Here is a 24,364-nt window from a genome sequence, read left to right on the forward strand (position 1 = left end):
ATGAAACCGACGAAGCTGATGGCCGTGCTGATGAGCGCCGGCCTGTGTACATCCGCGCTGGCCGCCGACGACGAGGCCGCCGCGACGCAGAAAATCGAGCGCGTGGAGGTGACCGGCTCCAGCATCAAGCGCATCAACGCCGAGACCGCGTCGCCGGTGCAGGTCATCGACGCCAAGCAGATCGAGAACATGGGCGCCCGCACGCTGCTGCAGGTGCTGGACAACCTGCCCGCCGCGCGCCCGGCGCAGCAGCAGGACTTCCGCTCCATGTTCACCGGCTCCGACGGTGCCTCCTCCGCCAACCTGCGCGGCCTCGGCGCGCAGGGCACGCTGGTGCTGCTGAACGGCCGCCGCCTGTCCTACTACGGCGCGCCGATGGGCTTCCAGACGATGTTCGTCAACATCGACGCCATCCCCGCCGCCGCCATCGAGCGCATGGAGGTGCTGACCGACGGCGCCTCGGCCATCTACGGCTCCGACGCGGTGGCCGGCGTCATCAACGTCATCACCAAGAAGGGCTACGAGGGCCTGGAGGCGCGCGTCAGCACCGACGGGTCGTCCCGGGTCAGCGCCTACGGCGAGCACCAGGGCAGCGTGCTGTGGGGCACGGGCGACTTCGACCGCGACGGCTGGAGCGTCTACGCCTCGCTGAACCTGTACAAGCGCGACCGCATCTCGCTGGCCGACACCTACGACAAGCGGCCCGCGCACTTCTACGTCAACAACCCGAACTTCATCCCCAACATGCGCATCGGCGTCGGCAGCGAGCCGGGCACGGTGAACCCGGGCACGCTGTTCGTCGTCGACGCGGCCAGCAACAACGCCATCGTGCGCCGCGCCGTCGGCGGCTGCCCGACGGCCGTTGCCACCTCCGGCGGCACCAGCTGCGTGTGGAACACGCTGCCCTACCAGCTCGACACCGGCCCCAGCTCCAAGCGCAGCACCGGCTACGTCAACGGCCGGCTGAAGCTGGGCGGCGACTGGGAAGGCTTTGCCGAGGCCGCCTACACCCGCATCGACATGCACGGCGACAACGGCCCGCGCCAGTTCAGCACCACCACCGGCGCGCCGTCGAGCTGGTATTCGCGCAACACCGGCAACACGCTGAACACCTTCGCCACGCCGTGGCTGGGCCCGAACAACGTCTACGTGAAGTCGCACCTGGAGGCCGACATGGCCGCCAAGATGGGCGGCGCCGCCGGCCTGACCTACCTGCTGCAGGACGCCACCGGCCACTTCGGCCAGACCAACACCGACGACAGCTACCGCGCGCTGGCCGGCGTGCGCGGCACGGTCTTCGGCGACTGGGACTTCGAGAGCGCGCTGAGCGTCGCCGGCAGCCACTCGGTGCTCTACCAGACGACCAACATCAACCTGAACGGCTTCCAGAAGGCCTTCGGCCCGTTCACGACCGACCCGGTCACCGGCCGCACCTACATCGCCGACAACCCGGCCTACCAGTTCGGCGTCATCAGCGACGCCAACGCGGCGCTGATCCGCGAGGCCTTCCCGACCTTCGACATCCAGTCCTGGACCAAGCTCATCACCTGGGACGCCAAGATCGAGGGCACGCTGGGCCGGCTGCCCGCCGGCGAGGTGCGCGCGGCCTTCGGCGCGAGCCTGATGCGCGAGAGCTTCTACACGCCGGGCAACCAGGACGCCGCCAACGGCCTCATCACGCAGCAGGGCGGCTCGTGGTTCGACGGCAAGCGCACCGTGGGCGCCGTGTTCGGCGAGACCATCGTGCCGATCACGAAGAGCCTGGAGCTGGACGTCGCGGCCCGCCTGGACAAGTACCCGCACTTCAAGGCCAACCTGGCGCCCAAGGTCGGCCTGAAGTTCCGCGCCGCGCCCGAGCTGCTGCTGCGCGGCACCTACTCCGAGGGCTTCCGCGCGCCCAGCCTGGCCGAGGCCGGCGAGGGCGGCGTCTACGCGCAGTTCGGCGGCATCAAGGACACGCTGCGCTGCGACGAGACCAACGCCATCGCCGAGCTGCTGAAGAAGTCGCAGTCGCCCACCGACAAGGACCTCGGCAAGAACCTGGCCAACAGCGACTGCAGCCGCACCATCGGCGGCCTGACGCCGCCCAACCAGGCGCTCAAGCCCGAGACGGCCAAGATCTCCACCATCGGCTTCGTCTTCGAGCCCTGGAAGGACCTGAGCCTGTCGATGGACTACTGGTTCGTCTACCGCCGCGACGAGATCGTCCGCCAGGACCCGAGCGAGCTGCTGCGCAAGCTGGCCGAGCAGTACGGGCCCTCGCTCGCCGGCGCCAGCCAGGTGGTGCGCTTCCCGATCTCCGACGCCGACCGCGCCAACGTCGCGGCCGTGGCGGCGATGTGCGCGGACCCGGCCAACGCCGGCGTCTGCCCGGCCGTGCTGCCCGGCTACTCGGCCGGCAACATCGCCGGCCTGTCCACCAGCTACCTGAACCGCGGCCGCACGCTGGTGGACGGCTTCGACATCGATGCGCGCAGCCGGCATTCGCTGGGCCCGTGGGGCCGCCTGGGCCTGGGCGCGGCGGTGTCCATCCGCAATCGCGAGGCCTACAACTACGAGGACGGCGGCGGCTTCTCGAACAACTACGTCGGCTACTACGGCTCGCCGCGGCTGCGCGCAACGCTGAACGCCGACTGGAGCTACGGCAACCTGGTGACCAGCCTGTTCGTCAACTACACCGGCAAGACCAAGTGGGCCTATGACGTGGTCGACGAGGAGAAGAACAACCCCGGCACCTGCAAGGGCGCCGACGTCTCGCTGCCGGCCAATCTGTGCGGCGGTGCGCCGTCGTTCCACACGGTGAACCTGGGCTTCAACTGGAAGCCGGTGAAGCACCTGGACCTGGGCCTGAACATCAAGAACCTGTTCAACCGCATGCCCTACTACGACCCGAACGGCTGGGAAGGCTACAACCACAGCCTCAACCTGTTCGGCCGCAGCTACAACGTGAGCGCAAGCTACAAATTCTGGTGATCGCCATGCAACGACGAGATTTCCTCCGCAACGGATCGGCCGCCGCGCTCGGCGGCGCCGCCCTGGCCGCCCCGGCGCGCGCCGCCGCCCGGCCGCGCCTGCGCGTCGGCGTGATCGGCACCGGCCTGCGCGGCCAGCCGCAGCTGCAACTGCTGCTGCACCGCGACGACGTGGACGTGGTGGCGCTGTGCGACATCGAGCCGCTGATGCTCAAGCAGGCGCTGGCCCGGGTCGAGAAGGCCGGCAAGCCGCGCCCGCAGGTCTTCGGCGAGAACGGCGACGTGCAGGCCTGGCGCCAACTGCTCGAACTCAAGGACCTGGACGCCGTGCTCATCGTCACGCCCTGGGAGTGGCATGCGCCGATGGCCATCGCCGCGATGGAGGCGAGGGTGGCCGTGGGCTGCGAGGTCGTCGCCGGCATCACGCTGCAGGACCACTGGGACGTGCTGCGCACCCAGCAGCGCACCGGCACGCCCTACATGCTGCTGGAGAACGTCTGCTACCGCCGCGACGTGATGGCCGTGCTGCAGATGGTGCGCGCCGGCCTGTTCGGCGAACTGGTACACCTGCAGGGTGGCTACCAGCACGACCTGCGCGCCGTGAAGTTCAACAGCGGCGACCCGGCCCGGCCCTATGGCGGCGGCGCGGAGTTCGGCGCCAAGGGCTGGAGCGAGGCGCGCTGGCGCACCGAGCACTCGGTGCGGCGCAACGGCGAGCTGTATCCCAGCCACGGCATCGGCCCGTGCGCGATGGTCGCGAACATCCACCGCGGCAACCGCTTCACGCACATCAACAGCTTCGCGTCCAAGGCGCGCGGGCTGCACGAGTACGTCGAGGCGCAGGGCGGCAAGCAGCACCCGAACGCCAAGGTCAGGTTCGCGCTCGGCGACCTGGTGACGACGACGCTGGCCTGCGAGAACGGCGAGACCATCATCCTGCAGCACGACACCTCGCTGCCGCGGCCCTATTCGCTGGGCTTCCGCGTGCAGGGCACCAAGGGGCTGTGGATGGACGTGAACCAGAGCGTCCACGTCGAAGGCATCAGTCCGCCGCACCGCTGGGAGCCCTTCGCCAAGTACGGCGCGCAGTTCGACCATCCGCTGTGGAAGAAATACGCCGCGTCGGCCGAGGGCGCGGGCCACGGCGGCATGGACTTCTTCGTCATCCACGCCTTCGTCGAGGCGCTGAAGGCCGACGCGCCCATGCCCATCGACATCTACGACGCGGTGGCCTGGAGCGCGATCACGCCGCTGTCCGAGCAGTCCATCGCCGAGGGCTTCAGGACGCTGGCCTTCCCGGACTTCACCGAAGGCCAGTGGAAGACGCGCCAACCGATCTTCGCGTTCGATGACCGCTATTGAGCGGCCCGGCCTGCGGCGCTGGCTGCTGGCGCTGTGCCTGGGCCTGCCGCTGCTGGGCGCGCAGGGCGGCGCGCGGGCCCAGGCCGAGCCCTACCGGGTGTTCGACGCCCGGCCCGTCATCACCGAGGGGCCGTACCTGGTGGCGCTGTCCGACACGGCGGTGACGGCGGTCTGGATGACCGATGCGCCCAGCCACGCCCGGCTGCGCCTGACCGAAGGGGCGACGGTGCGCGAGGTCGAGCCGCAGGTGGACGGCCTGGTGCCGGTGGGCCTGCGGCACGTCGTCACCGTCACCGGCCTGACGCCGGGCACGCGCTACGGCTACGAGGCCATCGCCACCCGCGTCGTCAAGCTGAACCCCTACTGGCCGGACAAGGGCCTGAGCGCCAGCAGCGAGGCCGCGAGCTTCACGACCTTCAGCGCCGCGCAGCCCCGCGCCGCCTTCGCCGTGATGACCGACACGCACGAGGACACGGGCCGCATCCGCCGCCTGATGAAGCTGATCGACTGGCGCCGCACCGACGCGCTGATCCACCTGGGCGACGCCTTCGACTGGGTGGCGTCGGAGGAGCAGGTGTTCAGGAACTGGCTGCGGCCCACCATCGCCGCGCTGGGGCCGGGCAAGCCCCTGCTGTTCGCCCGCGGCAACCACGAACTGCGCGGCCCCTTCGCGCGCCAGTTCGCCGGCTACGTGCCCACGCCGGAAGGGCGGCTGTACTACGCGCGGGCCATCGGGCCGGTGCATCTGATGGTGCTGGACACGGGCGAGGACAAGCCCGACGACACCAACGTCTACGCGCAGCTCAACCGCACCGTGCCCTACCGCGAGGCCGAACTGGCCTGGTTGCGCGAGCAGGTGCGCAGCGACGCGCACCTGGCCCGCGCGCCCTTCCGCGTGGTGGCCATGCACCAGGGCGACTGGGGCTGGTTGCCGGACGGCGGCGCGGCCTGGCGGGCGCTGGCCAATCAGGCCGGCGTTGACCTGGTGCTGGCCGGCCACGACCACGAGTTCTCCTACGCACCGCCCGACGCCGCGCACGGCTACCACCTGCTGGTGCTGGGCCAGGACCAACTCGCCCGCGTCGAGGCCACCGCGCGGCTGCTGACCGTCGAGGTGGTGACGAGCAGCGGCGCGCCGGTCCACACCCTGAAGATACCGGCCCGCGCGCTGACGCGCGCCGGCCCCACCCTCAACGGAGCCCTGCCTTGAAGTTCCCCCCCACGCTCGCGGCCGGCCTGCTGCTGGCCTTCGCGCTGGCCGCGCCCGCCGCACCGGCGGCCACGCCGGTACCGCATTTCGCCATCGACGGCGCGCGGTTCTTGCTCGACGGCCGGCCCTTCGTCATCCGCTCCGGCGAGATGCACTACCCGCGCATCCCGCGCGCCGCCTGGCGCGAGCGGCTGCGCATGGCGCGGGCGATGGGGCTGAACACCGTCACCACCTACGCCTTCTGGTCGCAGCACGAGCCCGAGCCGGGGCAGTGGGACTTCTCCGGCCAGAACGATTTGCGCGCCTTCATCGAGACGGCCGCCGAGGAAGGGCTGCACGTCATCCTGCGGCCCGGCCCCTATGTCTGCGCCGAGGTGGACTTCGGCGGCTTCCCGGCCTGGCTGCTGCGCACGCCGGGGCTGCGCGTGCGCTCGATGGATGCGCGCTACCTCGCCGCCAGCGCGCGCTACTTCCAGCGCCTGGCGCAGGAGGTGGGCGACCTGCAAAGCAGCCGCGGCGGCCCGATCCTGATGCTGCAACTGGAGAACGAATACGGCTCCTTCGGCCGCGATCGCGACTACCTGCGCGCCGTGCAGGCGCAGATGCGCGAGGCCGGCTTCGACGCGCCGCTGTTCACCTCCGACGGCGGCGCCGCGTGGCTGTTCGACGGCGGCACGCTGGCCGAGGTGCCGGCGGTCGTGAACTTCGGCGGCGGCCCGGGCGATGCCAAAGCCGCCATCGACGCGCTGGCCGCGTGGCGTCCGGCAGGCCCGCGCATGGCCGGCGAATACTGGGCCGGCTGGTTCGACCACTGGGGCGAGCAGCGCCACCGCACCAGCCCCGAAGACGCTGCGCGCACGGTGGAGGGGATGCTGTCGCAGGGCGTCTCGTTCAACCTCTACATGTTCCACGGTGGCACCAGCTTCGGCTGGCTGGCCGGCGCGAACTACTCGGCCGCCGAGCCCTACCAGCCCGACACCACCAGCTACGACTACGACGCCGCGCTCGACGAGGCCGGCCGCCCGACGCCCAAGTACCAGGCGCTGCGCGAGGTCATCGCCCGGCATGTGAATGAGCCGCTGCCGCCGGTGCCCGTGCCGCCGCGGCCGCAGGCGCTGCCGGCCTTCGCGCTGCAGCCGGCCGGCGGCCTGCTGGAGCAGCTGGCGCTGCTGTCCCGACCGCAGGCCTCGCGCTGGGTGCGGCCGATGGAGGAGTTCGGCCAGAACCACGGCTACATCCTCTACCGCAAGCGGCTGGACGCGGCGGCCAAGGGCCAGCTCGTGCTGGACGAGTTGCGCGACCAGGCGACGGTGCTCGCCGACGGCCGCGTCATCGGCCGGCTGGACCGGCGCAAGGGAGAGAAGGCGCTGGCGGTGGACCTGCCCGCCGGCACGCAGCTGGACCTGCTCGTCGAGGCCATGGGCCGCATCGGCTTCGGCGTTCGCATGGTGGACGAGCACAAGGGCATCACGCGCGCGGTGCGGCTGGACAAGCAGGTGCTGGAGGGCTGGACGGTCCACCCGCTGCCGCTGGACGCCGCGTCGCTGCGGCGGTTGCCGGCCACCGGGGCCGCGCCGGAGGCCGGCGCCCCCGGCTTCTGGCGTGGCACGCTGCCGCTGGCGCAGCCGGTGGACAGCTTCCTGGACACGCGCGGCTGGGGCAAGGGCCAGGTCTGGGTCAACGGCCACCACCTGGGCCGCTTCTGGCACATCGGCCCGCAGCAGACGCTCTACCTGCCCGCCTCCTGGCTGAAGGCGGGCGCCAACGAGGTGCTCGTGCTGGCCACCGAACCGCACACGGCGACCACGCTCCAGGGCCTGGCCGAGCCGGTCTACGACACCCCGGGCCCGGCCGCCGCGCGCTGAGAGCTTGAGAGCCTTTCATCCCTGCCCGCCTTGCACGCCAAAACGCCCCCGCTCGTCGTTGCAAATGCTCGCCATGGCCCGAGCTATGGCTGTGCTTTGCGCCTAGATCGGGGGCGTTTTGACGCGCCTTTCGGCCACGGCCGAAAAGCTCTCAAGCTCTGAGCCCGGCGGCGGGCGCTACTGCTCGACCAGCTCGACGCGCCGGTTCCTGGCCCGGCCGGCCTCGGACCCATTGCTGGCCACCGGCGCGAAGCTGGCCAGGCCGCGCGCGGACAGCCGCTTCGCGTCGATGTGGTGCTCCTGCACCAGCGCGCCGACGATGGCGTCCGCGCGCTGCTGCGACAGCGCGAGGTTGCCGGCCACCGTGCCCTGGTTGTCGGTGTGGCCGACGATGTGCACCTTCAGCGCCGGCTGGGCCTGCAGCAGCTTGGCCATCTCGGCGAGCTGGGGCCGGGACTCGGGCTTGAGCACGGACTTGCCGGTGTCGAAATAGATGCCGTACAGCGCGATCCGGCCCTCGGCGCCGAGCGCCTTGCGCAGCGCGTCGGTGTTGACCACCACCTTGCCGCCCTCCATCGCGGCGGGCTCGACGACCAGCTGCACCACGGCCGGCGCGCCCCAGATGGAATTGGGCTCGGCGACGAACAGCAGCACATAGCTGTCCTGCCCGTTGCGGCTGAGCCTGGCGCTGGCGAAGCGCACGTCCCGGTCGATGGAGCCGGCTGGCGGGATGCCTTTGGCCTGCCACTTGCGCGGCGCGACGACGCTGCTGGCGAAGCGGTCCTTGATGCCCGCCTTGTCGCAGGCCGCCATCTCGCAGGTGTAGAGCGTCGTGAAGCCCGCCTGCGCGAGCGCCGCCTGGTAGTTGCGGAACACCTCCAGCGCGCTGCGCTCCTTGGGGGCGATGTAGAAATAGGCGTTGACGCGGCCTTCGACGGCGGCCGCCTGGTCCGGCCCGCGCGGCGACGCGGGCACCGCCACGGCCGCGAAGCCCTCCTGCGCCGCGTCCTGCAGCACGGCGCCGGCATAGCGCGACACCAGCGGATGGTCGCTCGCGCCGCGCAGCTCGGTGGGCGCCTTCTGGGCCTGGGCGGCGGCCGCCGCGAGCAGGAGCAGCAGCCCGGAGCCGAGGTGGCGTGCGTTCATGGATCCCCTCTTCGGCGGGTGTGTGCCGGATTGGCGTGGCGCGGCACTCATGAGCCGGCCTTGCAGTGGTCGGCGACGCGCGTCCAGCGCTCCGTCAGCTGCGTCGTCGCCGCCGCCGCGCCGCCGCCCTGGGCCGCCTTCAGCGCCGCGAGCTGCTGGCGCGCCTCGGCGGCCTGCGTGGGCGTGCCGGTGCGCAGGGTCTGCTCGAGCTGCGCGTAGACCGGCGCCATCGCATCCGCCGTCGCCTGCGCCTTGGGCAGCGAGGCCAGTTGCGCCTGCAGCTGCGCCTGCTGGGCGGGCGACATGCCGCGCTGCGCCATCGCGATGGCGGCCGACGGATCGTTGCCGGCCGCGCCGCCCGGGGCCTTGAAGCTCATCCGGCGCTCCCAGGTGCGCGCGTCGATCTGCTGCCAATGCTCATCCAGGCGTCCGGCCGGGCAACTGGCCTGGAGGGCGGCGCCGCCGCTCCGGGGCTGCCAGCGCGTGTCGCAGTTGACGGGGAGGCCGGCCGGCGGCATGGACCGGGCCGACACGCACACCGTGACCGGCCCGCTGCCGGCGTGGGTCTGCGTGCCCGAGGGGTTGCCCGCGGGGCCGCTGCGGGTGGTGACCGTGTGGCCGCCGGTGGCGCCGTCCACGCGGACGCTGCGCTCCGACGACGCCGGCCCGCTGCCGCTGTGAACGCTGGACGCCGAATCGACGCGGTATTCGCCCGGCGGCGGCAGCGAAGGGGCGGCACCGGCCGCGACGGAGAGCAGGGCGGCCAGGCATCCGAGGCTTGTTTTCGTCATCGTGGGCTGATGGGGAGTCACGGGTGCGGGCGAGTCTAGCGGCGGCTTGGTTGAAACCCTCTCCCTAATATACAAATTGACATGAATTGACGTGCCGCGCGTTTACTTCCTGTAACGCTGATATTCCTTTGTAACGGTTCAATATGAGTTAGGGGAGTGACGTATTTCACGCTGGATGCCTAGACTGCGCCCCGTCAGCTGTGATTTATTGAATCCTCGCATCGAGATGTTTCGATGCGCCGTGGAGAAGTCCGTCATGAATTTTTCATGTGTCACATATTCCAGGAAGTCACGCGCCAGGGGCCAGGGCATGGTGGAGTACATCATCATTGCCGCACTGATTGCGGTGGCCGCCATCGCGGTGTATTCGGCATTCGGCAAGACGGTGCGCAACCAGAGCGCCGGCATGGCCAAGGAATTGTCGGGAAACAAGGCGGACACCAACCTGGCCGCCGAGTCCGCCAATGCGGCCGCCGGCCGGGCCAATGATCCCAACAAGGCCGGCATGGGCAATTACCACTATGCCAACGATGCCAAATAGAACGGCTTCGACCTGGGTCGCCGCCTAGGTATCCATTCCATCTGCTTTCCAGTATTGGCGGGCTCGCGGGCGCGGGCCGGTCGATGGGCGGCTTTGCCGCAATCCTTGTCCGCTACGGTCTTTTCAAAGGAGCTTTCCCATGACCATCCGTTCGCAACGTTCGTCCAAGCGCAAGACCCTGGGCCAGGGGATGATGGAATACATCATCATCGTCGCGCTGATCGCCGTGGCCGCCATCGGCGTCTACAGCATGTTCGGCAAAACCGTGCGCAACCAGAGCGCGGGTTTGGCCAAGGAGTTGTCGGGTAACAAGGCCGATACCGCGATCACTAATGCCGGCACGTCGTCGACCAGTGCGCAGACGCGCGCCGATACGACCAAGGGCCTGGCTGAATACAACAAGGACAACGACGCCAAGTGATCTGGCTGAATTGAACATGCGGCCGATCTCCTTGCATGCCTCGATGGTTGTTGGTGGTGTCATGACGGGTCGATATCCAGCGATTTCCCGTCGCGCCGCCGCCGCGCCATCGGCGCGCATGCGGGGGCAGGCCCTGATATTCGGCCTGCTGTTCCTGAGCTGCGCCGGCCTGGTCGTCATCCTGCTGTTCAACGGCAGCATGCTGGCGGTGACCAAGAGCCAGCTCCAGAACGCGGCCGATGCCGGCGCCTACAGCGCCGCCGTCTTGCAGGCCCGGGATGCAAATTTCTCGGCCTATACGAACCGGGCCATGATTGCCAATCAGGTGGCGGTGGCCCAGTTCGTCAGTATGAAATCCTATTTCGAGGATGCGGCGCAAACGCACAAGCGGGCCAACAGCACGCTGGAAGACACGGTCTACCGCCTTTTTCCGTCCGTGGCGCCGGCCTGGGACATCGGCAAGAAGGTGCCGGTCGACACGGCGTATTCCGCCGTCAATGCGATGGCCGGCCCCGCCGTGAAGGCGCTGGACCTGCTCATCGACGCGCTGGACCAGGCGCAGAACATCCATCACCTCGGCACGATGGCCGAGATGATGTTCGTGGCCGACGAGGTCGTGAAGAAGAACGATCCGCTGGCCCGCGTGACCACCAGCGCCTTCATGCTGGGCGATGCCGCCGTCCGCGTGAAGGCCTGGGGCAATGACGCGACGAAGCGCTTCAGCGCCAACGACGCGTCCAAGGAGGCCGACCGCTTCGCCGACGCCGTCGTCAGCCGCGACAGCGAGGACCTCTTCATCCGCAACCGAGCCTCGGTGCCGGTGCCGATGTGGGCCAGCACGGTCAAGCCCTATGTGTGCCCGCTGGCTTCGTTCACGTTCACGGCCTACGGCTTCTCGCACTTCGGCGGCACCATCCTCAGCAGCAACAAGAAGCGCTGGCTGGCGCTGGATGCGACGCAGGGCGGCGGCTCGGCCGTCTGCGTGTGGATGGTGCCGTGCCCGGTGGGAACCTGCCCGGTCACGGCCACCGTGCCGTTCCCGGACATCGGCACCACCGCGCCCTACCTGGGCGGCCACGGCGGCGCCGTCGCCGGCAGCGGCGGCAAGTACGGCGAAGCCAGCGGCTACAAGAACAACGCGGCCGAGAGCAAGCTCTACGGCTTCGCGTTGACGTCGCCGGCCGTCGTGCCGGCCAACTACCGCTACTGGTCCCAGGGGCCGGGCACGACGCTGGACAGCGGCGGCGGCCTGCAGGACCACTACCGCGACATGGCCAGCCCGCTGACGTCCAAGCCCGCCAACCAGACGCCGCTGGAGAACGGCGGCAAGTTCCCCGTCACCATCGAGGTGGAGCGCACGCAGGGCACGATCCGCCAGTCCACCACCATCCTGCCCGGCGCCGACCGGCTGAAGCTGGAGGACGGCATGAAGGGCCAGACCATGCGCGCGCTCGCATCGGCCCATGCGTACTTCTACCGGCCGCGGCTGGACGACCTGAAGCAGTTCACCCGCAACGGCTGGCGGCGCGGCGACCACAAGACCGAGTACCAGAACCTGTTCAGCCCCTACTGGCAGGCGCGCCTGGCGCCGACGACCATCGCCGAGGAGGCCGCTGCGGCAGCGGCGCAATGATGGTCCTCCGGCTTCGCCCGCAGACCCCGCGCGCCGGCCGCGAGCGGGGTGCCGCGCTCGTCGAGTTCGTCGTCATCGCGATCTTCGTGCTCGTGCCGATGTACCTCGCCACGCAGGCCATCGCCAAGCTGGGCGACGTACGCAGCGCGTCGCAGAACGTGGCGCGCTACGCGACGTGGGAGCGCACCGTCTGGTACGACGACACCGCCTCCGTCTACGCCGCCAAGAACGCGCCCAATCAGAAGAGCGCCGCCGCGATCCGGCAGGAGGCGCTGGTGCGGTTGTTCAACGACCGCACGAGCGGCTTCAAGTACAGCGCCGGCGACAAGACGGCCACCGGCCTGGCGCACGGCACCGACCCGCTGTGGCGCGACACCGCCGGCAAGGCCCTCGTGGACGACCCCGCCGCCATCCACCTCACGCTGAAGGACGAGACGCCGTCCAAGGACCTGCTGGCCGCCGCCGTCGGCCTCATCAACGCGGTCACCGTGCCCAGCATCACCGGCACGCTGGCGCCGCCCGTGCCGACGCGGACGCTGGCGGTCGTCGACTTCAGGCTCGACAAGGCGGGCAAGGACAGCGAGGTCTACAAGCGCCTGTGGTCCAAGAAGGCCGGCCTGGATGCCGACTGGGCGGGGCTGGACTGCGCCGCCCGCGGCGCCATCCTCAGCAACACCTGGGCGGCCAATGCATCCAGCGGCACCAAGGGCATGGTGTCCGCCTCGGTGCCGACCGCCAACGGCCTGGGCACCGCGCTGTCCGTGGCCACCACGGCCACGCTGGCGGCCTGGGACCCCACCGAGATTCCGCGCATCGACATCGGCCGCATCGCGGTCGACGTCGTCCCGCCGGACCGACTGAAATGACCGCCGCGTGCCGCGATGACGAACTGCGCGCTGCTGCTCCGTCCCCTGGCCGGCCTGGCCATGCTGGCTGCGCTCGCCTGCGCGGCCTGCCCGCAGGACCTGCCCCCGGGGCTGAAAGGTGAACCGGTGGGCCAGGAACTCGTCGTCAACGGACTGCCCATGACGGTGCGCCAGGTGCAGGGCCGCGGCGTGTCCGCCGAGCTGCTGGACCAGCTCGCGCGCGATTGGCAGCAGGCCGGCCACGAGGTCAAGCGCAGCCGCGCCGGCCACTGGGACGTGCTGGCCGCGCGCAGCGAGCAGTGCCTGGCGACGCTGCAGCTCATCGACCGCAGTGGCGTGTTCGGCTACTTCGGCGTCAGCCGCCCGCAGAAGACGCAGGCCTGGCTGCCCCGGGATCTCGGCGTCCCGCTGCCGGGGGGCGTGCAGCTCAACGCCGCCGTCACGGGGCTGGACGGCGGCCGGCGCGGCCACACCATCGGCTTCTCGTCGGCCCGCGGCATCGACGACCTCGACCGCTACTTCCTGCGCCAGCTCAGCGGCGCCGGCTGGCAGGGCGTGTCCTCGCACGAGGTGCGCAGCGGCGCCGCGCGGCGCGCGCGCATCGTCTCGGCGCAGAAGTCCGGCGCCGAGTTCTCCCTGGTGCTGTGGGAGGACGGGCGCACCAGCCGCGCGCTGCTCAACCTGTCGGAGCCGCCATGACCCTCCGCCCCGCCCCCCATTCCGCCCGCCGTGCCGGCCGCTGCGGCGGCCAGGCCGCCGCCGAGTACACGGTCGTGCTCGCGCTGGTGACCCTGGTGCTGGTCGTGGCCGCGACCGAGCCGGCCGCCATCGACCAGCTCGTCGCCGCCGTCAAGAGCTTCTTCAAGGCCTTCTCGTTCGCGCTTTCCATGCCGGCGCAGCACGCCGTCTGAACCCACCCGAGTCGCCATGTCCGTCAGCCTCGCCCGCCTCAAGAACCCCTGGGTCCTGCTGCTCTTCGCGGCCGGCCTCGCCGCCCTCGTGGCCTACATCGCCTACGTCTACCTGCAGCAGCGCGAGCAGCGCATCAAGGAGGAGGTGGCCGCGCGCGCGTCGCATGGGCAGACGCCGCGCGTGGCGGTCGTCGTGCCGCGCCAGGACGCGCCGGTCGGCACCGGCCTCGACCAGGGCCTGTTCGTCGCGCGCGACATCGAGCAGGACCTCGTCTACCCCGACACCATCATGGCGCGCGACTTCGACAGTGTGCGCGGCCAGCGGCTCGCGCGCCCGGTGATGCGCGGCCGGCCGCTGCGCCTGACCGACCTGCAGGCCCCGGAGGTGGACGACGTGGCCAGCCTGCTGCCCGCCGGCATGCGCGCGGTGACCATCGAGATCGACACCGTCAACTCCATCGCGCAGACGCTGCGGCCGGGCCACCGCGTGGACCTGTTCCTGATGTCCAAGGCCGACAAGGCCAAGGACAGCGAGATCGCCGAGATGCGCCTGAACCAGGCCACGCTGTTCATGCAGAACCTGACGGTGCTGGCCACCGGCCAGGAGTTCCAGGACGTGGCCGGCGGCGACGCCGAGAAGCTGGCCAAGATGGTCCGTCCCGGCGAGGTGCAGGGGGCGCGGGAGAAGGGCTTCGACACCATCACCGTGCTCGTCACGCCCCGGGAAGCGGCGCGGCTGATCGTGGCGCAGAAGATGGGCAGCTTCCGCGTCGCGCTGCGCGGCCGCAAGGACGCGGACACCGTGGCCCTGCGCGCGACCACCGGCACCGACGTGCTGCCGCCGACTGCGGGCCGCGGCGAGGGCGTGGAGTTCATCGTCGGCGGCAAGGGCGGCGGCAACGCGGCGCTGCCGTCCAGCCTGGTGCCGGTGGGCCTGCCGGACCGGCCGGCCGGCGCGCGCGCGGCCACCGCGCAGGCCGACGTCAGGGCCGCCGTCGTGCAGGCGCTGGGCGAGATGGTCCAGCCGCGCCGCCCGGACGCCGAACGCGCCCCGTCCACCTCTTCCGACCGATCTGCCGCGCAGCACTGATGCGCCCCGCCCACACCATGCCGACCTACGACGCGCCCCCCTTCATCGCCGCCGCCTGCGCCGCCGGCTTCCTGTTGCCGGCCCTGGCGGCCGACGCCGTGCCGCCGGCCAGGGCCGCCGCACCGGCCCTCACCGCGCCGGCAGCCGCGGCGCTGCCGGCGCGCAGCCGAGGCGCAGCGGCGCCGCCGCGTGCCGAGGTGCTGCCGGTCGCCGACGTGAGCCTGGCCCTGGGCGAGATCCGCATGCTGCCGGTGCAGGGCAAGGTGCGCCGCATCGCGGTGGGCAACGGCGCCCAGGTCAGCGCGACGACGGTGGACGACAGCCTCATGCTCATCGGCGAGCAGGTCGGCACGACGATGCTGATGGTGTGGTCGGACAGGCAGGTGCAGACCTTCCGGGTGAAGGTGGTCGCCAGCGACTTCGCCGCCACGCGCCGCCTCGTCGAGAACGTGCTGCGCGACGAGCGCAACGTCAGCATCGAGGAGTACGACGCCAAGCTCGTCGTGTCGGGCACGGTGCACCAGGAGACGCTGGCGCAGCTCTCCGAGGCGGTGAAGAGCGTGCCTGGCGTCGTGCTCAACCTGAAGACCGACCCGGGCAGCCCGCTGGTGCGCTCGGTGCTGTTCCGCCTGCATTTCGTGGAGGTGAACAAGGCGTTGCTGGAGAAGATCGGCATCCAGTGGAGCAAGGAGGCCAATGGCCCCACCGTCGCCGCCCAGGGCGTGGCGCTGCAGGAGAAGCTCTACCGCGGCCTGCCGCAGGCGCAGCCGGGCGACAACCTGCTGACGGCGTCGCCGCCCTTCGTCACGCGCAACGGCCACACGACGGGCCTGTTCTTCGGCCTGGCCACGTCCATCGCGTCGCGGCTGAACCTGGGCCGGACCGACGGCGATGCGCGCGTGCTCGCGTCGCCGGAGCTGACGGCCAAGAGCGGCGGCAAGGCGCGGCTGCAGGTGGGCGGCGAGATCCCCATCCCGATGGCGGGCGCCTTCGGCGCGCAGACGGTCGAGTTCAAGCCCTACGGCATCATCTTCTCGATCGAGCCCACCATCGACAACGGCGACGTCATCACGGCCAAGCTCTCCACCGAGCTGTCGCAGATCGACCCGGCGATCACGGTCTCTGGCATCCCGGCCTTCCTGACGCGCTCCACGTCCACCGAGATCAGCGTGAAGCCGGGCGAGATGGTCGCGCTGTCGGGCCTCATCAACGGCGAGCTGTCCAACGCCATCGACAAGGTGCCCGGCCTGGGCAACATCCCCATCCTCGGCCGCTTGTTCCGCTCCGACGATTTCCGCAGCAAGAAGAGCGACCTCGTCGTGCTGCTGGAGCCCGAGATCATCACCGCCGGCCAGGGCATGGCCGAGGAGGTCCGCCGGCGCGGGGCGGACAACAAGGCCGAGTTCGAGCGCCGCGTCGGCGAAGGCAACCACTGAGGGCGCAGCGATGTTCCGAGTCCAGGTGTTCAAGGGCGAGGCGGTCGTCGGCGATGCGCAGAGCGACGCGCCGGCCTGCTTCATCGGCAAGGATGCCGGCGCGCTGATCGCGCTGCGCGGCTGGCGCGTCGGCCGGCGCCAGGTGCAGTTCAACCTGCGCGACGGCGCGCTGTTCCTGAAGGACGGCGGCGGCCTGGTGCCCATCAAGGTCAACGGCAACGTCGTGCACGAGCACGGGCCGCTGGCCAGCAACGACGTCATCGAGGTGGGCGACTACACGCTGCGCGTGAGCCTGGCCGACGCCGCCGCCCGCAAGGTGCTGCCGCTGCCGGCCAAGCCCGCCGCCCAGGCCGGGGCGGACAAGCCCGCCGCAGCGCCGGCTGCCGGCGGGAAGGGGCCGCTGGAGAACGAGCGCGGCATGGAGTTGCGCGGCCTGCTGCACCGCCGCCTGATCGAGGCGATGGACCTGCGCCGCGTCAACGTCTCGCGCATGGGCGACGCCGAGCTGCGCGCAGCGGTGCAGAAGCTCATCGACGAGCTGATCGAGACCGACCCGTCGTTCGGCGACCTGCTGGACCACCGCGAGCAGCTGCGCAACGTGGTGCTCAACGAGGTCGTGGGCCTGGGGCCGCTGGAGTCGCTGATCGCCGACGAGACGGTCACCGAGATCATGGTGAACCGCCACGCGGAGATCTTCATCGAGCGCGACGGCAAGCTGACGCGCTCCGAGATCTCGTTCTCCAACGACGCGGCGGTGCTCGCGGCCATCGAGCGCATCGTCTCGCCGCTGGGCCGGCGCATCGACGAGGCCTCGCCGATGGTGGATGCGCGGCTGAAGGACGGCTCGCGCGTCAACGCCGTCATCCCGCCGCTGGCCATCAAGGGGCCGAGCCTGACGATCCGCAAGTTCGCCAAGCGCAAGCTGACCTCGGACGACCTGACGCGCTTCGGCTCGGTCAGCCCGGAGATGATCGAGTTCCTGCGCGTCGCCGTGGAGCGGCGCGCCAACATCGTCATCTCGGGCGGCACCGGCTCGGGCAAGACGACGCTGCTCAACGTGCTGTCCAACTTCATCCCGGACGACGAGCGTATCGTCACCGTGGAGGACGCGGCGGAGCTGCAGCTGACGCAGCCCAACCTCGTCTCGCTGGAGGCGCGGCCGGCCAACATCGAGGGGCGCGGGCAGATCGCCATCCGGGATCTGGTGAAGAACTGCCTGCGGATGCGGCCGGACCGCATCGTCGTCGGCGAATGCCGCGGCGGCGAGGCGCTGGACATGCTGCAGGCCATGAACACCGGCCACGACGGCTCGCTGACGACGGCCCACGCGAACACGCCGCGCGACTGCCTGTCGCGCCTGGAGGTCATGACGCTGATGAGCGGGCTGGACATCCCGGTGCAGGCGATCCGCGAGCAGATCTGCTCGGCCGTCAACATCATCGTGCAGCAGACGCGCTTCTCCTGCGGCACGCGGCGCGTCACCTACATCACCGAGGTGACCGGCATGGAGCGCGACGTCGTGCAGATGCAGGACATCTTCACCTTCCGCCAGGCCGGCTTCGGCCCGGACGGCCGCATCCGCGGGCAGTTCGTCGCCACGGGCCACATCCCGCAGCTCTACCAGGACCTGATCGAGCGCGGCATCGACGTGGACATGGGCATCTTCCGCCAGGGCGAGGTGCTGGAGTTCGGCACCGGCCGGCGCGGCGGCGGGGCCTGAGGAGCGCGCCGTGGACGACCTGGTCATCGCCATCCTCGTGATCTTCCTGATGGGCCTCGGGCTCATCTGGGCGGCGCTGCACTTCGGCGGACGCTGGATGCGCCAGCGCCAGTCGCGCGACGCCAGCGCGGCTGCCGAGGCGCTGGAGGAGATGTTCATCTTCACCGGCGCGCAGCGGCTGCAGGCCATCAACATCGTCGTGCTGATCCTGTCGCCGGTGGTGGCCTGGTTCGCCACGGGCAACGTCATCGTCGTGGCGCTCTGCGTCGTCGCGGCCTTCGTGTCGCCGCGCTGGGTGGTGCGCTGGCTGGCCAGGCGCCGGCTGCAGCAGTTCGAGCAGCAGTTGCCGGACGCGCTGCTGATGGTGACCGGCGCGCTGCGCGCGGGCGCCAGCCTCACCATCGCGCTCGACAGCGTGGCCAGCGAAGGCAAGCCGCCGATCTCGCAGGAGTTCGAGCTGCTGCTGCGCGAGCTGCGCCTGGGCGTGGACTTCGCGGTGGCGCTGCGCAACATGGAGCGGCGCGTGCCGCTGCAGGACCTGGCGATGGTGACGGCCGGCATGGCGCTGTCCCGCGAGGTGGGCGCCAACCTGGCCGAGACGCTGGAGTCCATCGCCAAGACCATCCGCACCAAGCTGCAGATGGAAGGCAAGATCCGCAGCCTCACCGCGCAGGGCAAGATGCAGGGGCTGGTGATGGCCAGCCTGCCGCTGCTGCTGGTGCTGGTGCTCAAGGCCATGGAGCCGGAGGCGATGGAGCCGCTGTTCACGACCTGGTACGGCTGGATGACCTCGGCCGTCATCATCGTGGCCGACCTGATCGGCTACTTCTTCATCCGCCGCATCACGGCGATCGACGTCTGAGGGAGGCCGGTCCGCGATGGAACAGATCCTCGTCGCATTGCTCGTGGGCGTGGCCTTCGTGGTGTTCGCCGCGGCCGTCGTGTTCAGCGCCAGCCGGCTCAAGGCCGAGGTGCCGGAGGAGGACCGCGAGTTCCTCGACCCGCTGCCGCGCACGCTGCGCATGATGTGGCCGCTGGTGCGCTTCGTGGACTACCACCTCGCCCAGCGCATCCCCGACAGGCTGGTCGCCGGCCCGGCCGAGGCGCTGCGGCTGTCGGGGCTGCTCTACCTGATGAGCCCGCGGCAGTTCATCTCGCTGTGCGTCATCAGCCTGCTGGGCTTCGCCGGCATCACCGGCATCCTGCTGTCGGCGGTGGACTTGTTCAGCTGGCTCTACGTGCTCATCGCGGCGGCCTTCGGCTACGTCTATCCGCGCATCTGGCTGAGCGACTCGCTGAAGACGCGGCAGAAGAACATCGTGCGCGCGCTGCCGACCTACCTGGACTTCTTGACCATGGGCGTGGAGGCGGGCCTGAACATGGCGGGCGCGATCTCGCAGGCCGTGGCCAAGGGGCCGGCCGGGCCGATGAAGAGCGAGCTCAGCCTGGTCTTGCGCGACCTGCGCTCGGGCCTGACGCGCAGCGAGGCGCTGCGCCGCATGGACGAGCGCGTGCGCGTGCCGCAGGTGTCGAGCTTCGTCAGCGCCGTCGTGCAGGCCGAGCGCATGGGCGCGAGCCTCGGCGCCACCTTCCGCTTCCAGGCCGAGCAGCGCCGCACGGAGCGCTTCCAGCGCGCCGAGAAGCTGGCGATGGAGGCGCCCGTGAAGCTGATCTTCCCGCTCGTGGTGTTCATCTTCCCGGTGACCTTCGTCGTGCTGATGTTCCCGATCGCGGTGAAGTTCATGCAGTCCGGAGTGACCATCTGATGCTGGAGCAGTCCGTGAACGGCGAGAACGCGGCCGCCGGTGCGCTGCCGCTGGAGCTGCGCCGCACCGAGACCGTGCTGGAGCGCATGCGCGGCCTGCTGGGCCGCCCGCCGCTGCGGCGTGGCCAGGCGCTGCTGATCGACGGCTGCAACATGGTCCACACGGTCGGCATGGGCTATGCCATCGACATCGTCTTCGTGGACCGCGCGGGCAGCATCCGGCGCATCTGCGCCGCCGTGCCGCCGTGGCGGGCGCGGTCGTGCCTGCGCGCGCGCCGCGTCATCGAGCTGGCCGCGGGCGAGGCCGCGCGGCGCGGCTGGGCGCCGGGCATGCGGCTCGCCTTCGCGGCGGAGGCGCCATGACGCCGCGGTGGGGCCGGCCGGGCCGGGGCGGCGGGCAGGGTGGTCAATCGGCCACCGAGTTCCTCATCGTCTTCCCGCTGCTGATCATGCTGGTGCTGGGCGTCATCCAGTGGGGGCTGCTGTACCAGGCCCGTGCGGTGCTGAACCACGCCAGCCTGCTGGCCGCCCGCGCGGGCGCCGTGCATCACGGCGACAAGGGCGAGATGAAGAAGGCGCTCGCCGCCGGCCTCACGCCGCTGTTCGCCAGCGAGGCGTCGATGGCCGGCTTCGTGGCCGCGCGCACCAAGGCCTTCACCGAGATCTCGGTCTCCAACCTCGCCAGCATCGACGTGCTCAACCCGACGGCGCAGGCCTTCACCGACTTCGGCCAGGCGCGGCTGGACGGCCTGGGCGGCGGCGACCGCGAGATTCCCAACGACACGCTGAATTTCCGCAACCCCGCGCCGGGCGCGTCGTCGGGCGTGTCGGTGCAGGACGCCAACATCCTGCATGTGCGCGTGAGCTACTGCTACCGCCTCATCGTGCCCGTCGTCGGCCGCATGATCCATGCCGCCGTCCATGCGCTGCCGCTCGGCCACGCGCTGCAGGCCCACGGCATGGGCGACCCCTTCGGCATCGGCGGCGGCCCGCTGGTGGATTCGTGCATGCGGCCCATGGTCGAGGGCCCGCGCATCCGCATCCAGAGCGAAGCCGTCGTGCGCATGCAAAGCCCGTTCTACAGGAGCAATCTGTGAAAGCCGCGTTCGTCCTGCTGCTCGCCGCGAGCACCGCCCACGCCGCCCAGGCCCAGGCCCTGGAAGCGCGGCGCTACCGCACGAGCGAGGGCGTCGAGGTGTTGACGGGCCGGCCCGCGCCGGCGGCCTCCGCACCCGTGGCGGTGTCGGCCGCACCGGCCGCGGCCGCATCGCCGCCGGGCCGGCCGGCGTCGCCCCCGCAGGCCCGCCAGGTGCCGGCCGCCGCCCAGGCCGACCGGGACCGCGAGCGCTTCGGCATCCTCCAGGCCGAGCTGATGGCCGAAGCCCGCTCGCTGTCCGCGAAGCGCCTGGCGCTGGCCTCGCCGCGCGCGGGGCTGGACCTGACCAGCGAGCAACTGCAGGCGCTGCGCGACAACATCGCCCGCCACGAAGAGAACATCCGCGCGCTCAACCGCGAGATCCGCCGCCTGCCCGCGTCCGCCATGTCCGGTCCGCCGCCGATGCCGCCCAAGCACCTGGCCGCTGCCACCGAACCGGCCCGCCAGGCGCGCTGAGCCGCGGCGGCATGCGCCGCGGCCTGGCGGCGCGGATGTCCTGGGAGTATCCGGAATGCTGTATATATTTACAGCATGTCGCGCCCACCCCTCCGCATCGCCGCCGCCCAGCCGGCGTTGGTCCCGCTGGCCTCCATCAAGGGCCGCGGCAGCGCCACGGCCATGCCGCACCGCTTCGAGCGGCACGAGCGCGAGCAGGTGGACGACGGCTGGGGCGCGCTGGACCAGCAGGCCGCCGAGGAGCGGCTGCCGCCGGCCACGCAGGTGATCGAGGAGCGGGCCGGGACCATCCTGTCCAGCGACCAGTCGCCCGACATCGCGTTCGACACCTCCATCAACCCCTACCGCGGCTGCGAGCACGGATGCATCTACTGCTTCGCACGGCCCACGCACAGCTACCTGAACCTGTCGCCGGGGCTGGACTTCGAGACGCGCATCATCGCCAAGGTCAACGCCGCCGAGCGGCTGCGCGAGGCGCTGGCCTCGCCGCGCTACCAGCCGCGCTCGCTGGTGCTGGGCACGGCGACGGACGCCTACCAGCCCGTCGAGCGCCGGCTGGGCATCACGCGGCGCGTCGTCGAACTGCTGGCCGAGTGCCGGCATCCGTTCTCGGTCGTCACCAAGTCCTCCGGCATCGAGCGCGACCTGGACCTGCTGGCGCCCATGGCCGTGCAGGGGCTGGTGTCGGTCTACCTTTCCATCACGACGCTGGACAACGCGCTCGCCCGCCTGCTGGAGCCGCGCGCCGCCGCGCCGGCCCGGCGGCTGCGCACGATCCGGGCGCTGGCCGACGCGGGCGTGCCGGTGGGCGTCAGCGTGTCGCCCGTCATCCCCTTCATCAACGAGCCGGAGCTGGAGCGCATCCTGGAGGCCGCCGCGGCGGCCGGCGCCAGCAGCGCGTTCAGCATCCCGGTGCGCCTGCCCTGGGAGGTGAACCCGCTGTTCCAGGACTGGCTGGCGCGCCATTTCCCGGACCGCGCCGGGCGCGTGATGGCCCGCATCCGCGACCTGCGCGGCGGCCGGGACAACGACGCCCGCTTCGGCTCGCGGATGACGGGCGAGGGCGTCTGGGCCGAGCTGCTGCGGGCGCGCCTGCACCGCGCGGCGGCCCGGCTGGGGCTGCGCAACGAGCGCCGGCCGGTGCAGCTCGCGGCCTTCCGCCGGCCGCAGCTGCCGTCGGCGCAGGGCCGTTTGTTCTAGCCGGTGGCGGCGCGGCTCGCGGCGCCCGGCGGGCTCATGGGTTGCGGCAGGCGGCCAGCAGGTCCCACGCGGGCCGGTAGACGTCCGCCCGCGCGCCCACCCAGCCCATCACCGTGTGGAAGAGCTGGTCGTGCGACGCCGGCCGGTCGCGCAGCCCGGCCACGCAGCCGGGCTTCAGCGACGCGGCCAGCGCGCCGCCCTCGGGCATCCACAGGATCATGGGCACGTGGGTCTGCTCGCGCGGGGCGATGGCGTAGGGCATGCCGTGCAGGTACAGGCCGTTTTCGCCGAGCGACTCGCCGTGGTCCGACACGTAGAGCAGGCCGGGGTCGAAGCGGGCCTGCTGCCCGCGCAGCCAGGCGACGCTGCGCGCCAGCAGGCGGTCGGTGGCGGCGATGCTGTTGTCGTAGGCGTTGACGACCTGCTCGCGCGGGCACTGCTGCAGCGCGTTGCTGCGGCACTCGGGCTGGAAGGGCTTCAGGTCGGGCGGCGAGCGCTTGAAGTAGGCCGGGCCGTGGCTGCCCATCTGGTGCATGACCAGCACCAGGCCGCGCGCCAGCCGCTGCGGGTCCAGCGCGGCGAGGCGCTGGTCCAGGCCGTGCAGCAGCGCCTCGTCGAGGCATTCCTCGCCGTCGCACAGCCCCGGCGGCAGCGGCGCGGCGCCCGCGGGCAGCTGCGCCGTGAAGGCGTGGGGCACGCGCTCGCACAGGCCCTTGCAGCCGCTCTGGTTGTCCAGCCACAGCACGGCCAGGCCGGCGCGCTGCAGCACGTCCAGCAGGTTCTGCTGCGGCGCCTTCAGGTCCACGAAGGCCGCGCGGCCCAGCGGCGAGAACATGCAGGGCAGCGAGGCGGCGGTGGCCGTGCCGCAGGAGCGCACGTCGCGCAGGCTGGTCAGCTCGGCCGGCGGCAGCGCGGTCAGCTCGGGGTTGGTGGGCCGCGCATAGCCGTTGAGGCTGAAGTTCATGGCGCGCGCGGTCTCGCCCACGACCAGCAGCAGCAGCGGCGGCCTGGCGCCGGCGGCGCGCGGCAGCAGGCGCGCATCGGCGCCGATGACGGCCGGCGGCCCGGCGGGCACGGCCGCCTGACTGCGTGCCGCGGCGGCGCCCAGCGAGTACACCGCGTTCAGCGGCGTGACCATGTAGCGCAGCGACTTGTGCGTGCGCATCGTCGACGACAGCTGCGCGAACACCGGCAGCGCGAGCAGCACCACCGCCCCCAGCCCCAGTACGCAGGCGCCCAGGTTACCGGCCAGCCGCCCGAGCACCGGCTGCGGCGGCGCCTTGGGCCGGCGCAGCAGCCACGCGGCGGGCAGGGCGCCCAGCAGCAGCACGCTCAGCAGCAGCCGCCAGCCGAGCAGGTCACGCGTCTCGCGCACGTCGGTCTGCACCAGGTTCGTCACCATGCCCGGGTCGAACACGATGCCGTAGCTGCCGATGAAGTGCGCCAGCGCGGCGGCGCCCAGCAGCAGCACGACGAGCACCGCCGTCACCAGCCGCGGCCAGGCCAGCAGGCTCAGCACTGCGCCGGTGGCGGCGGCGACCATGCCGATGAACGCGGCGGTGAAGGCGACGGCGTGTGCGCCGGTGTTGTCGGGCAGCGACTGCAGCTGCCGCCACAGCGGCCAGTTGGCCAGCACGGCCATCCACAGCGAGGCCAGCCACACCTGGGTCAGGGGCCGCGAGGCGTCGGGCCGGAACCAGGCCCGCAGGCGTTTGAACGGGGACATGGACAGCGGGCGGGGAAGCGGCCCGGCATCCTTGCCGTGGTGGCTGAAGCGAGGCTGAAGCTGGTGCCGCCGCCCATGTCGTCCCGGGGATGAAAAA

The 24,364-nt window shown here is 71.3% G+C and carries 23 protein-coding genes; 19 read left to right on the forward strand and 4 right to left on the reverse strand.

Annotation, left to right across the window (positions count from 1 at the left end; all coding sequences use genetic code 11):
- The 4 genes from QM788_RS04090 to QM788_RS04105 are packed head-to-tail and all read left to right on the forward strand — an operon-like array spanning window position 1 to window position 7,409.
- On the forward strand, window positions 1-2,973 hold the full coding sequence (locus QM788_RS04090) for a TonB-dependent receptor plug domain-containing protein (protein ID WP_415660177.1): 2,973 nt from the start codon (window positions 1-3) through the stop codon (window positions 2,971-2,973).
- A 5-nt stretch (window positions 2,974-2,978) separates the two neighbouring features.
- Window positions 2,979-4,334 (forward strand): Gfo/Idh/MocA family protein, encoded by a 1,356-nt coding sequence (locus QM788_RS04095; protein WP_415660178.1) that lies wholly within the window; start codon window positions 2,979-2,981, stop codon window positions 4,332-4,334.
- Window positions 4,321-5,544, forward strand: a complete 1,224-nt coding sequence (locus QM788_RS04100; protein ID WP_415660179.1) for a metallophosphoesterase — start codon at window positions 4,321-4,323, stop codon at window positions 5,542-5,544. The genes QM788_RS04095 and QM788_RS04100 overlap by 14 nt, the downstream gene beginning before the upstream one ends.
- Window positions 5,541-7,409 carry a glycoside hydrolase family 35 protein gene (locus QM788_RS04105; protein WP_415660180.1) on the forward strand — a complete coding sequence of 623 codons (1,869 nt, stop codon included), beginning with the start codon at window positions 5,541-5,543 and terminating at the stop codon, window positions 7,407-7,409. Before QM788_RS04100 ends, QM788_RS04105 begins: the two co-directional genes overlap by 4 nt.
- Window positions 7,410-7,586: 177 nt before the next feature.
- Here QM788_RS04105 and QM788_RS04110 read toward each other — a convergent pair whose 3' ends face one another.
- From QM788_RS04110 to QM788_RS04120, 3 genes are all read right to left on the reverse strand, one after another.
- The gene (locus tag QM788_RS04110; protein ID WP_415660181.1) at window positions 7,587-8,555 is read right to left on the reverse strand and encodes an OmpA family protein; all 969 of its coding nucleotides are present in this window, start codon (window positions 8,553-8,555) and stop codon (window positions 7,587-7,589) included.
- 47 nt (window positions 8,556-8,602) lie between these two features.
- The gene (locus QM788_RS04115) at window positions 8,603-9,346 is read right to left on the reverse strand and encodes a hypothetical protein (protein WP_415660182.1); all 744 of its coding nucleotides are present in this window, start codon (window positions 9,344-9,346) and stop codon (window positions 8,603-8,605) included.
- A gap of 138 nt (window positions 9,347-9,484) precedes the next feature.
- A complete protein-coding gene (locus QM788_RS04120) occupies window positions 9,485-9,658 on the reverse strand; it encodes a hypothetical protein (protein ID WP_415660183.1) in 174 nt (57 codons plus the stop codon).
- Here QM788_RS04120 and QM788_RS04125 point away from each other — a divergent pair.
- The 15 genes from QM788_RS04125 to QM788_RS04195 all read left to right on the forward strand — a co-directional run bounded on the left by QM788_RS04125 (window position 9,657) and on the right by QM788_RS04195 (window position 22,541).
- The gene (locus QM788_RS04125) at window positions 9,657-9,887 is read left to right on the forward strand and encodes a hypothetical protein (protein ID WP_415660184.1); all 231 of its coding nucleotides are present in this window, start codon (window positions 9,657-9,659) and stop codon (window positions 9,885-9,887) included. The genes QM788_RS04120 and QM788_RS04125 overlap by 2 nt on opposite strands.
- Before the next feature lie 139 nt (window positions 9,888-10,026).
- On the forward strand, window positions 10,027-10,308 hold the full coding sequence (locus QM788_RS04130) for a Flp family type IVb pilin (RefSeq protein WP_415660185.1): 282 nt from the start codon (window positions 10,027-10,029) through the stop codon (window positions 10,306-10,308).
- A gap of 118 nt (window positions 10,309-10,426) precedes the next feature.
- Window positions 10,427-11,941 carry a pilus assembly protein TadG-related protein gene (locus QM788_RS04135; protein ID WP_415660186.1) on the forward strand — a complete coding sequence of 505 codons (1,515 nt, stop codon included), beginning with the start codon at window positions 10,427-10,429 and terminating at the stop codon, window positions 11,939-11,941.
- Window positions 11,941-12,807: a hypothetical protein gene (locus tag QM788_RS04140; protein ID WP_415660187.1), complete on the forward strand. Its 867-nt coding sequence runs from the start codon at window positions 11,941-11,943 to the stop codon at window positions 12,805-12,807. Before QM788_RS04135 ends, QM788_RS04140 begins: the two co-directional genes overlap by 1 nt.
- Window positions 12,808-12,822: 15 nt before the next feature.
- A complete protein-coding gene (locus QM788_RS04145; protein WP_415660188.1) occupies window positions 12,823-13,506 on the forward strand; it encodes a hypothetical protein in 684 nt (227 codons plus the stop codon).
- Window positions 13,503-13,718 carry a hypothetical protein gene (locus tag QM788_RS04150; RefSeq protein ID WP_415660189.1) on the forward strand — a complete coding sequence of 72 codons (216 nt, stop codon included), beginning with the start codon at window positions 13,503-13,505 and terminating at the stop codon, window positions 13,716-13,718. The genes QM788_RS04145 and QM788_RS04150 overlap by 4 nt, the downstream gene beginning before the upstream one ends.
- Window positions 13,719-13,734: 16 nt before the next feature.
- Window positions 13,735-14,808: a Flp pilus assembly protein CpaB gene (cpaB, locus tag QM788_RS04155; RefSeq protein ID WP_415660190.1), complete on the forward strand. Its 1,074-nt coding sequence runs from the start codon at window positions 13,735-13,737 to the stop codon at window positions 14,806-14,808.
- A 17-nt stretch (window positions 14,809-14,825) separates the two neighbouring features.
- On the forward strand, window positions 14,826-16,244 hold the full coding sequence (locus tag QM788_RS04160) for a type II and III secretion system protein family protein (RefSeq protein WP_415660191.1): 1,419 nt from the start codon (window positions 14,826-14,828) through the stop codon (window positions 16,242-16,244).
- 10 nt (window positions 16,245-16,254) lie between these two features.
- Window positions 16,255-17,964 (forward strand): ATPase, T2SS/T4P/T4SS family, encoded by a 1,710-nt coding sequence (locus QM788_RS04165; protein WP_415660192.1) that lies wholly within the window; start codon window positions 16,255-16,257, stop codon window positions 17,962-17,964.
- A gap of 10 nt (window positions 17,965-17,974) precedes the next feature.
- Window positions 17,975-18,826, forward strand: coding sequence for a type II secretion system F family protein (locus tag QM788_RS04170; RefSeq protein WP_415660193.1), 852 nt, complete (start codon window positions 17,975-17,977; stop codon window positions 18,824-18,826).
- Window positions 18,827-18,842: 16 nt separating this feature from the next.
- Window positions 18,843-19,730: a type II secretion system F family protein gene (locus QM788_RS04175; RefSeq protein ID WP_415660194.1), complete on the forward strand. Its 888-nt coding sequence runs from the start codon at window positions 18,843-18,845 to the stop codon at window positions 19,728-19,730.
- A complete protein-coding gene (locus QM788_RS04180) occupies window positions 19,730-20,092 on the forward strand; it encodes a DUF192 domain-containing protein (RefSeq protein ID WP_415660195.1) in 363 nt (120 codons plus the stop codon). Before QM788_RS04175 ends, QM788_RS04180 begins: the two co-directional genes overlap by 1 nt.
- Complete coding sequence (locus QM788_RS04185; RefSeq protein WP_415660196.1) at window positions 20,089-20,826, forward strand: TadE/TadG family type IV pilus assembly protein; 738 nt, start codon at window positions 20,089-20,091, stop codon at window positions 20,824-20,826. The genes QM788_RS04180 and QM788_RS04185 overlap by 4 nt, the downstream gene beginning before the upstream one ends.
- Window positions 20,823-21,341 carry a hypothetical protein gene (locus tag QM788_RS04190; RefSeq protein WP_415660197.1) on the forward strand — a complete coding sequence of 173 codons (519 nt, stop codon included), beginning with the start codon at window positions 20,823-20,825 and terminating at the stop codon, window positions 21,339-21,341. Before QM788_RS04185 ends, QM788_RS04190 begins: the two co-directional genes overlap by 4 nt.
- Window positions 21,342-21,416: 75 nt before the next feature.
- Window positions 21,417-22,541 (forward strand): PA0069 family radical SAM protein, encoded by a 1,125-nt coding sequence (locus QM788_RS04195; protein WP_415660198.1) that lies wholly within the window; start codon window positions 21,417-21,419, stop codon window positions 22,539-22,541.
- 34 nt (window positions 22,542-22,575) lie between these two features.
- On the opposite strand, the gene QM788_RS04200 is transcribed toward QM788_RS04195, so the two are convergent.
- Window positions 22,576-24,267, reverse strand: coding sequence for a phosphoethanolamine transferase (locus QM788_RS04200; RefSeq protein WP_415660199.1), 1,692 nt, complete (start codon window positions 24,265-24,267; stop codon window positions 22,576-22,578).
- Between the last annotated feature and the right edge of the window lie 97 nt (window positions 24,268-24,364).

It is taken from the genome of Roseateles sp. (genome assembly GCF_047654785.1).
Classification (GTDB): Bacteria; Pseudomonadota; Gammaproteobacteria; order Burkholderiales; family Burkholderiaceae_C; genus Pelomonas.

Excerpts from the sequence above, each read along its gene's own strand:
- QM788_RS04200 (WP_415660199.1), bottom strand. The coding sequence starts at position 24,267 with ATGTCCCCGTTCAAACGCCTGCGGGCCTGGTTCCGGCCCGACGCCTCG.
- QM788_RS04115 (WP_415660182.1), bottom strand. The coding sequence starts at position 9,346 with ATGACGAAAACAAGCCTCGGATGCCTGGCCGCCCTGCTCTCCGTCGCG.
- QM788_RS04140 (WP_415660187.1), top strand. The coding sequence starts at position 11,941 with ATGGTCCTCCGGCTTCGCCCGCAGACCCCGCGCGCCGGCCGCGAGCGG.
- QM788_RS04175 (WP_415660194.1), top strand. The coding sequence starts at position 18,843 with ATGGAACAGATCCTCGTCGCATTGCTCGTGGGCGTGGCCTTCGTGGTG.
- QM788_RS04185 (WP_415660196.1), top strand. The coding sequence starts at position 20,089 with ATGACGCCGCGGTGGGGCCGGCCGGGCCGGGGCGGCGGGCAGGGTGGT.
- cpaB (WP_415660190.1), top strand. The coding sequence starts at position 13,735 with ATGTCCGTCAGCCTCGCCCGCCTCAAGAACCCCTGGGTCCTGCTGCTC.
- QM788_RS04100 (WP_415660179.1), top strand. The coding sequence starts at position 4,321 with ATGACCGCTATTGAGCGGCCCGGCCTGCGGCGCTGGCTGCTGGCGCTG.
- QM788_RS04095 (WP_415660178.1), top strand. The coding sequence starts at position 2,979 with ATGCAACGACGAGATTTCCTCCGCAACGGATCGGCCGCCGCGCTCGGC.
- QM788_RS04130 (WP_415660185.1), top strand. The coding sequence starts at position 10,027 with ATGACCATCCGTTCGCAACGTTCGTCCAAGCGCAAGACCCTGGGCCAG.
- QM788_RS04135 (WP_415660186.1), top strand. The coding sequence starts at position 10,427 with ATGCGGGGGCAGGCCCTGATATTCGGCCTGCTGTTCCTGAGCTGCGCC.
- QM788_RS04090 (WP_415660177.1), top strand. The coding sequence starts at position 1 with ATGAAACCGACGAAGCTGATGGCCGTGCTGATGAGCGCCGGCCTGTGT.
- QM788_RS04165 (WP_415660192.1), top strand. The coding sequence starts at position 16,255 with ATGTTCCGAGTCCAGGTGTTCAAGGGCGAGGCGGTCGTCGGCGATGCG.
- QM788_RS04125 (WP_415660184.1), top strand. The coding sequence starts at position 9,657 with ATGGTGGAGTACATCATCATTGCCGCACTGATTGCGGTGGCCGCCATC.
- QM788_RS04160 (WP_415660191.1), top strand. The coding sequence starts at position 14,826 with ATGCCGACCTACGACGCGCCCCCCTTCATCGCCGCCGCCTGCGCCGCC.
- QM788_RS04145 (WP_415660188.1), top strand. The coding sequence starts at position 12,823 with ATGACGAACTGCGCGCTGCTGCTCCGTCCCCTGGCCGGCCTGGCCATG.
- QM788_RS04180 (WP_415660195.1), top strand. The coding sequence starts at position 19,730 with ATGCTGGAGCAGTCCGTGAACGGCGAGAACGCGGCCGCCGGTGCGCTG.
- QM788_RS04120 (WP_415660183.1), bottom strand. The coding sequence starts at position 9,658 with ATGCCCTGGCCCCTGGCGCGTGACTTCCTGGAATATGTGACACATGAA.
- QM788_RS04110 (WP_415660181.1), bottom strand. The coding sequence starts at position 8,555 with ATGAACGCACGCCACCTCGGCTCCGGGCTGCTGCTCCTGCTCGCGGCG.
- QM788_RS04150 (WP_415660189.1), top strand. The coding sequence starts at position 13,503 with ATGACCCTCCGCCCCGCCCCCCATTCCGCCCGCCGTGCCGGCCGCTGC.
- QM788_RS04195 (WP_415660198.1), top strand. The coding sequence starts at position 21,417 with ATGTCGCGCCCACCCCTCCGCATCGCCGCCGCCCAGCCGGCGTTGGTC.